This window comes from Acinetobacter sp. UBA3132 (assembly GCF_002364825.1).
Lineage (GTDB): Bacteria > Pseudomonadota > Gammaproteobacteria > Pseudomonadales > Moraxellaceae > Acinetobacter > Acinetobacter schindleri.
Map to the genome: position 1 here is coordinate 8,117 of NZ_DEZM01000143.1, position 8,144 is coordinate 16,260.

Below are 8,144 nucleotides of genomic sequence, written 5' to 3' on the forward strand. Positions count from 1 at the left end.
CTAAGGGGGTGATTGGTGTCACATCGCCATAGCCGACCGTGGTCAGTGTCACCACTGCCCACCACATGGATGCAGGGATGGAGCTAAAGACTTCTGGTTGAGCCTTATTTTCAACCACATATACTCCAGCCGCCGCGATGATGATCATGATCAGCAGGATAAAAATAACCGCCTGAAATGAGCCCTTTTCGCGCTTGATCACCCGCAATAAAATCTGCAGGGAGACGAAATAACGGGTTAATTTGAGTAATCTGAATAATCGAAGGATTCGCAGGAAGCGTAAATCGAGATGCACAAAGAAGTTAATATAGGCCGGGAGAATCGCCAACAGGTCAATGATGGCACCGCCACTACGGATCCATAACCATCGGTTTTTCCATGCACCTTCAAAGGGGTCTTTTTCCGCAATGGCCCAAAATCTTAATAAATATTCCAGGGTAAAAATAAAGATCGAGAATAATTCAAAGGCATCAAACAGCAGCTGATAGGATTGATAGAGGTCATTGATTGATTCAAGTAAAACGGCAGCAGTATTCCCAATAATCAATATAATCAGAAATATATTGATGACGCGACTTAAGATGCTTTCGTGTTCTTCATTATGCAAATTGTCATAAATAAATCTGCGAAGCTTATACCAGGCCTTGAATTCCATAACAGTGCATTACGGTGCGATAAGATGCTTTGAGTTTAGCGCAAGCCCGGCCATCGAAAGGAAATTTTTAAAAAATTAATCAGAACTGTGGGGTGGTGATTATCCTGGACTTTTAGGGCTAAAGCGAGTGTGCACGACTCTAAAATCCCCAAAGCATTCTGGTAAATCTCACTACGGAATACTTGAACGATACCGATACAATACTGCTTCAACAAATACCCTGTTGTCTTTGGCAGTTACTCAAACAGTACTTGCTCGTCCGGGCAACAGATCCTTAATCTGTTCCCACTGATCATCTCTTAATGCATAGCGTTTAGTCATGAAAAAATAATGAGGACAGATTAGATTTTCTTAAGCTAATTGGTGACAGGCCTAGTTGCATCAAGTGATCTTTTTTCTCTGGCATTTTTGTTTTCATAGAGGGGTCTTATTATTTTTATACCTGTTTCTATGCTAAAAATTAAAAGTGCGTTGTGATCGCCTGATCATAAACTTGAGAATACAGAGAAGGTTTTTGTTGAAGAAAAAGTTATTTGTATAAACAAAGGAAGTGATTTGAATTGGTGATATCTTTATTGGATGTTGAAAAGTAAGAATTTTTATTTCAAAAAATCTCTAGGGTTTTCGATTGTATTGAATTGATTTCAATGCGAAGCCCATAGGGCTGTCGGGCATTGAAAGAGAGCTGATAGCCATACTGTTTTAACAGGTTAGCGGTCAATGCCAGTCCTAAACCATGGCCGTGCTGCTGAGCAGATTTGCGCCAGAAGCGTTGTCCTAAATGTTGGATATCCTGTGCTGTCAGTTGCTGTCCATCATCTTCAATCACTAGGCAACCAGACTGCATGGAAATCCAGATATGGGCAGCCTGTGCATGCAGCAGGGCATTTTCAAGCAGATTTTTCAGTACGGTATACAGCACAAATTCAGGCAGCTGAATTTCGCCCAAGTTGTCCCAGTTTACCTGTATTTTTTTGTTCATTTCTGGATAGCGTGTACCTAAGTCTGCAAGAACTTTCTCAAGTGTGGGGCGAAGCCAGATGGCCTCAGGCATTGCCTGGATACTGTTTTCTGATTGGGTCAGCAATAAAAGCTGCTCGAGTAACAGCGTATAACGCCGGATACTCTCATTGGCCTGCTGCAAATTATGCTGAATGGATTCAGGCAGGTGCTGCTGCTGACCGATCAGCTGGGCCAGTTGTACATGGGTTTTAATTGCAGTCAGGGGACTGCGTAATTCATGTGCAGCATAGGCACTAAAGGCTTTCTCCTGTTGCAGACTGTCATTGAGTTTCTGAATCAACTGCGTGGAATTGTTGACAAAAGGCTGTACTTCTTGGGGAATACTTGCAGGCTTGAGCTGCATTAAAAAATCAGCCACCTCTGAATAGCTAAGGTTTTTCTGGTTCAGGTATTGACTGAGCTGATCCAAAGACCGGAACTGTCTGCGGATAATAAAGATGATCAGGGCAATACAGATCAGCAGTGAGAAGACCAAGGGAATCAGTACGGACTGCAGAATCTGCTGTAGTAAGGTATCCCTCAAGAACATACGTTCTGCTGCCACCACCTGAATATCGCCACGACGCAGAACATAACTGCGCCATTCCGTATCACCCTGCTGCCAGGTGCTGAATCCTTCTGGTCGCTGGCTTAAATTTTGGGGGGCACCGCGTGTTTTGGCAATCACCTGATTACCTAACGAGATGTCAGAGCTAAAAAGAGAAACTTCACAGGCAATTAACTGGTTTGCATCATCATTCTTGGCTAATTTGGATAAGGTTGCATCCCCTAGACTATCCAGTGGTAACTGCTGAATCAGCCGGGCAACCATTTGTGCAGATGCCGATAAGCGTTGATCCAGTGTGTCTTGTAAGCGTTGTTTCAGGTCAATATACAGCCATGAAAATACTGCACTCCACAGCACAATAAACACGGCCAAAAGGCTCATGACCAAACGCCATTTCAAGCTGTGACTAAACATGACGCTGCTCAAACGGTTTGAAAATATATCCCACACCACGAATGGTCTGAATTAAATCTGGATGCAGTTTTTGTCTCAGGTGATAAATGTGTACATTCAGGGCATTGCTCTCGATAGCGTCCTGAAAACCATAGAGCTTGTCAATAAGCTGTTCATTTTTCAGGATCTGGTTGGGGTGGCTCATCAGGGTTTCCAGCAGGCTGAATTCACGGCGAGATAAATTCACGGTCTGGTCTTGATAGATCACAGTCTGGGTATCCCGATTTAGAACCAGTTCATCAAATTGCAGGGTATTGGAGGCAAAGCCGCGGTGGCGACGGGTGAGGGCATGAATCCGGGCAATCAGTTCCTCCAGTTCAAAGGGTTTGGTCAGATAGTCATCGGCACCGGCATTCAGGGCCTGAACACACTGATCGGTCCGCAGCCGCGCCGTCAATACCAGTACCGGGAGATCAATCTGGTCGCGCCGCCAGCTGTGCAGCAAGTCCAGACCATCCTGATCCGGCAGGCCTAAATCCAGTAAACACAAATCGACTGCACTATGCCGGATAAAATAATCCGCAGCACGTGCGTGACTGACATGCTCCACTGAAATATTTAGATAGTTCAGAGCAGCACAAATGCTCTGTGCGATATAGGGATCATCCTCAACCAATACAATAAACATAGAACATCCTGATCAAACTGCCATTATTTTATAAATGATTTGGGCTGTTAATGTTGCCTTAATTTTAGTTTTTCAATAATGCAGTCCTAACAGGAGGAGATCAGCTGGATGTTGAAGTGGATATTGGGTGCCGTGATCGGCGGTGGAATCATGACGGGAACTGCACATGCAGACTTTTTACCACCAGATCAGGCATTTCAGTTTCAGGTGGTTTCTACAAGCCAGGATCAGGCAGAGCTTAGCTGGAAAATCGCAGATGGCTATTACTTGTATCATGACCAGCTTAAAGTGTCTCATCAGCAGACCCCAGTCAAGTTGGCACTGCCCAAACCCGAAGACAAAAATGACCCCAATTTCGGTTTGACCCAGGTCCATTATGGACAAGTCAAAACCAATATGAAGGTTCAGCCCAACCAGAAGTTTGTGGTGCAGTGGCAGGGCTGTGCAGAAAGCGGTTTATGTTATCCGGTACAACGCACCACAGTAAAAACTGATGCAGATGGTTTATTTCCAGCGCAAAACTTGAGCAAAACCCCAAAACTGCTGACCAGCACTGTACCGCCAGAAGCAAACGAAAAAATTCTGACTGCTCAGAAAGATGAGCTCCAAGCTATAGAGCAAACTCCAAGTACAGATAAAGCATTGACCGAAGAAAAGGTAGAGGAAATACAAGTCGCTGCAGTTTCTGAACCTGTGGTGCAGCCTGAGGTGGAATTAACAGAGAAAAATGACCAGCTCATTGCAGACCCTAAAAATCAAACTTCGTCAGCAGGCATGAATAGTCAGTGGAACAATGACCAGTATTTTTTAAGTCTGCTGTCAGAACAAGGTCTGTTAATTAATGCCCTGATTTTTCTCGGGCTTGGCATTCTGCTGGCATTTTTACCATGTTCTTTACCTTTAATTCCAATTTTAACGGGAATTCTGGTTCAGCAGCACCGGGGCTACCGTGCGGCACTGATTGCACTGGTTTTCGTTTTGGGTATGGCACTGGTCTATGCGGTCATGGGACTTGCTGTGGCACAGCTCGGTTACAGTTTTCAGCGCTGGTTTCAAAGTCCGGTATTCATCAGTATTTTCAGCATTCTGTTTGTTTTGTTCGCGCTTAATCTGTTCGGAGCATTTCAGCTGTCCTTACCTCAAGGCATGTTACAGCGGCTGGATCAATGGCAGCAAAAGCAGAAGGGTGGCACGCTGATTGGTGCTGGTCTTATGGGCATGATCGCGGCACTGATTGTCGGGCCATGTATGAGTGCACCGTTGGCCGGTGCCTTAATCTATGTGTCTCAGCTTAATCAACCGATTTTGGGTGCCAGCTATCTGTTTGTCTTAGGCCTTGGGCTGGGCTTGCCACTATTTATCGCAGCTGTATTTGGGTCCCATCTTTTACCCAAACCTGGCATCTGGATGGATCGCCTGAAGTTTAGTTTTGGCTTTGTCATGCTGGCCCTGGCCTTGTATTTTGCCCGCCCCCTATTGCCCGGCATTTTATACCTGAGCCTTTTGGGTGTAGTACTGATCACCTGTTCAGGCTACTTCTTGTTCAAGATGCTGCCCCATGTGCATCGGTCTGTATCGAAAATAGTCCTGATGCTGCTCAGTGGTTTACTGGTCTTTGCAGGAGGCATGCAGCTCTATCATGTCTGGAGTCAGGTACAGGTCGCCCATGTGGAATCACGGCTTGAATGGCAGAAGGTCAGTACAGCCGCAGAATTGCAACAGGTTTTAGCCAAACATCCTGCACAGCCAGTGGTAATTGATGTTTATGCAGACTGGTGTGTGGCCTGTCAACCGATTGAAAAGGAAGTGATTCCACGTAGTGATGTCCAGACGGCTTTACAAAATGTGGTTCGTATCAAATTAGACCTGACCCACTATCATCCAAGTCAGGATGAGCTGCTAAAAGAATGGCAAATCCTCGGTCCACCCACCTTTATATTTTTAAATGCAGCGCATCAGGAGCAGCGAGACTTGCGTTTAACCGGAAGCTTTAGCGCGACACATTTACTAGGCACATTGCAGCAACTGCAAGGAGAGCAACCATGATGATTTCCAGTGATGCACTGCATCTGGGACCTTTGATGTTGCCCTGGGCACTTATTATTGTTGCCACTGGCTTGATGCTGTTATCTGCCATCCTGTTTGGATTAGCCAGAAAGTATTCATGGTCTAAACAGCAGCTTGGGCAAAGTCAGGATTTGCTCTGGAGCAGTTTTTTGCTGGGGATGCTGGGTGCGCGTCTTGTTTTCGTTCTGCTCAATGCCGAGCTGTATTTTGCAGCACCCATCGACATACTGAAAATCCAGGACAAAGGTTTTCATTTATGGGGAGGGGTGCTGCTTGGTGCTTTGTGGTATGTCATTCGAAACAGACAGCTGCAGACCAGATTTAAAGCCATCTTGTTGATCATATTGGTACTCTGGATCGGGCTTGGGCTCGCGTTCAAATCCAGTCTAAAAACTGAAGCAGCGTTTCCTGATCTCGCCTTTGCTGGACTAGAACAGGAGCGTCTGGGTACAGACAAGGTTTCACTCAGCCAATTCACTGGCCAGCCCACGGTAATTAATTTGTGGGCGAGTTGGTGTCCGCCGTGTCACCGTGAAATGCCGGTGTTGGCCAAAGCAGCCAAGCAGCATCCTCAAGTGAATTTTGTCATGCTCAATCAGGGTGAGGAGGTAGCCACCGTAAATGCCTATTTAAGAAAACATCAGTTTCAATTTAAACATGTCCTGCTGGACCCATATGGTGAACTACCCCAGCAGCTGAATAGTTTCGGCCTGCCAACGACGCTGTTTTTTAATGCTCAAGGTCAGCTGGTCGAGCGGCATATGGGGGAACTCAGTCCGGCCATGTTGCAGCAATATTTAAACAGGATTTCAGATCAACCTTAAAAAACGGAAGGACGTAGTATGAATAAAATTAACCAGGTGCTTGGTGCAGGCATGTTTCTGATCATGAGCATGCACACGCAGGCAAATATTAAACAGAATATTGAAAAACAGGGTTTTGTGTTTGTAAAACAGATTCCGGCACCACAAGGAATGACCGGCTGGGTGGGGCATGAAGACCAGTACTCCAATACGGTATTTATCTCCAATGATGATAAATACTATATCAAGGGCGAACTGTTTGATGCACAAGGGAAAAGCCTTTCCAATGAGCAGATTGAAAAGCATATGAAAAAAGCGGTATTGGACGATGTATGGAAAACCCTGGAAAAATCGACCTGGATCCAGGATGGCAAGCCAGATGCACCACGGGTGGTTTATGTCTTTTCCGATCCGAATTGCCCATATTGCTATAAATTCTGGCAAGCGGCTCGGCCTTGGGTCGAATCAGGCAAGGTACAGTTGCGTCATATTCAGGTCGGTGTGATCCGTGAAGAAAGCCGTGGCCAGGTGGCCACATTGTTAATGTCGAAAAATCCAGCAGCAGTTTTTAATGATATAAACAAGAATAAAGGCAAAAAGCAGCTCAAGAAAATGGAAAAGATTCCTGCCGAAATTGCTGCAAAAATTGATGCCAACCAGGCCCTAATGGGGAAATACGGCTTTTTCTCCACACCGTCGATGGCCTGGAAAAATAATCAGGGTGAATTTAAATCCACTCAAGGCCTGGCGATGGACGTCAAGGAAATTTTTGAACAATAAGATTGGATGAGATATGTCAACTTTGGATCATCCACGGATACTGTTTGCTTTGGAATGAACCGCTCTGGCATGAAACCGGAGTGGTCTGACATTAATTGCATTGGGTTTTGTGATTAAAAAAACCAACCGGCTATTGTAATTAGTCGATCATCAACGTTATGCATAAAAAATAGCCTATGCACAGTGGATGGGGATTGCGGTGATTGTGTTTACATGTTGGTCAATATGGCCTCAATCCTACAATATCGATGGGGATTGGCATCCCTACGACCGGCGGAGTTTATCAATGGTTATTATACCCAGCATTCTGTATGGTTGTACTAAGCGGATTAATTCGCACAATACAGCTCGTACAGTTTTTGCATCAGGCTCAAGACCTTGGGATCACTCAGACGATAGAAAATCTGTTTACCCTCACGTCGGGTGCTGACCATGTCACCCTTACGTAGCACAGTCAGCTGTTGTGAAAGTGTGGGTTGATGAATGTCGGTAGATTCTTCAATTTCCTGAACATTCATTTCCCCGTCGACCAGGACACATAAGATTTTCAGACGATCAGGATTGGCTAAAACTTTTAGGCATTGGCTGACGAAATCGACTTGAGAAAAATCAATTTTGGCATTTTCAGCAATCATATCCATAAATGTCCTCACAACTTTTGATGTAGCCCATGCAGTTTACATAATTTACCATAAAACTGCTTGATTAATATTTTTTATTATATAATATAAAAAAGTATATTGTATAGGGATTAATTCATCATGCATGACTTCCTCATCGCATTTATTGGCGGCTTAATGCTCGGGCTTTCCGTGGTTGGCTATCTTTACGTCAATGGCCGTATTGCAGGGATCAGTGGTTTGATTGGGCAAGTCTTAAACTCAAAAACCATGTTTAAAACACCTGCAATCTGGTTTTTATTAGGTTTGATCCTCACACCGTTTATTTATGGTCTGTTTGTACAACCTGAAATCGAATTGAATGCTAGCCCACTGATGATGATTGTGGCAGGTCTGCTGGTGGGCTTTGGGACACGTCTGGGTTCGGGCTGTACCAGTGGTCACGGAATTTGTGGCATCAGTCGCCTGTCTAAGCGTTCTATCATCGCGACCATGACTTTCATGTTTGCAGGTTTTGTCGCTGTTTATATTATCCGTCATATCACAGGAGCATTCTAAAATGAAAAAT

Annotated in this window: 8 protein-coding genes and 1 pseudogene; 4 read left to right on the forward strand and 5 right to left on the reverse strand. The window is 44.8% G+C overall.

All coding sequences use genetic code 11. The features are described from left to right. From B4033_RS07910 to B4033_RS07925, 4 genes and pseudogenes are all read right to left on the reverse strand, one after another. The coding region (locus B4033_RS07910) for an ion transporter (protein WP_286833013.1) at positions 1 to 655 on the reverse strand (655 nt) is incomplete at its 3' end. A 174-nt stretch (positions 656 to 829) separates the two neighbouring features. After that, positions 830 to 976, reverse strand: a pseudogene (locus tag B4033_RS07915) (IS5/IS1182 family transposase); the annotation flags it as partial. A 283-nt stretch (positions 977 to 1,259) separates the two neighbouring features. Further along, positions 1,260 to 2,639, reverse strand: coding sequence for an ATP-binding protein (locus B4033_RS07920; protein WP_004730032.1), 1,380 nt, complete (start codon positions 2,637 to 2,639; stop codon positions 1,260 to 1,262). Further along, positions 2,632 to 3,306 carry a response regulator gene (locus B4033_RS07925; protein WP_286833014.1) on the reverse strand — a complete coding sequence of 225 codons (675 nt, stop codon included), beginning with the start codon at positions 3,304 to 3,306 and terminating at the stop codon, positions 2,632 to 2,634. The genes B4033_RS07920 and B4033_RS07925 overlap by 8 nt, the downstream gene beginning before the upstream one ends. Positions 3,307 to 3,414: 108 nt before the next feature. On the opposite strand from B4033_RS07925, the gene dsbD reads away from it, so the two are divergent. From dsbD to dsbG, 3 genes are read left to right on the forward strand one after another with little or no spacing between them, the layout of a single operon-like run. Continuing rightward, a complete protein-coding gene (gene dsbD, locus B4033_RS07930; RefSeq protein WP_286833016.1) occupies positions 3,415 to 5,352 on the forward strand; it encodes a protein-disulfide reductase DsbD in 1,938 nt (645 codons plus the stop codon). Then, complete coding sequence (locus tag B4033_RS07935) at positions 5,349 to 6,197, forward strand: TlpA disulfide reductase family protein (protein ID WP_286833017.1); 849 nt, start codon at positions 5,349 to 5,351, stop codon at positions 6,195 to 6,197. The genes dsbD and B4033_RS07935 overlap by 4 nt, the downstream gene beginning before the upstream one ends. A gap of 18 nt (positions 6,198 to 6,215) precedes the next feature. Further along, the gene (gene dsbG, locus B4033_RS07940; RefSeq protein WP_044112718.1) at positions 6,216 to 6,956 is read left to right on the forward strand and encodes a thiol:disulfide interchange protein DsbG; all 741 of its coding nucleotides are present in this window, start codon (positions 6,216 to 6,218) and stop codon (positions 6,954 to 6,956) included. Positions 6,957 to 7,285: 329 nt separating this feature from the next. Here dsbG and B4033_RS07945 read toward each other — a convergent pair whose 3' ends face one another. Next, positions 7,286 to 7,597, reverse strand: coding sequence for an ArsR/SmtB family transcription factor (locus B4033_RS07945; RefSeq protein WP_005107334.1), 312 nt, complete (start codon positions 7,595 to 7,597; stop codon positions 7,286 to 7,288). A 120-nt stretch (positions 7,598 to 7,717) separates the two neighbouring features. On the opposite strand from B4033_RS07945, the gene B4033_RS07950 reads away from it, so the two are divergent. Then, positions 7,718 to 8,134 (forward strand): YeeE/YedE family protein, encoded by a 417-nt coding sequence (locus B4033_RS07950; RefSeq protein WP_016659403.1) that lies wholly within the window; start codon positions 7,718 to 7,720, stop codon positions 8,132 to 8,134. Positions 8,135 to 8,144 lie beyond the last annotated feature (10 nt).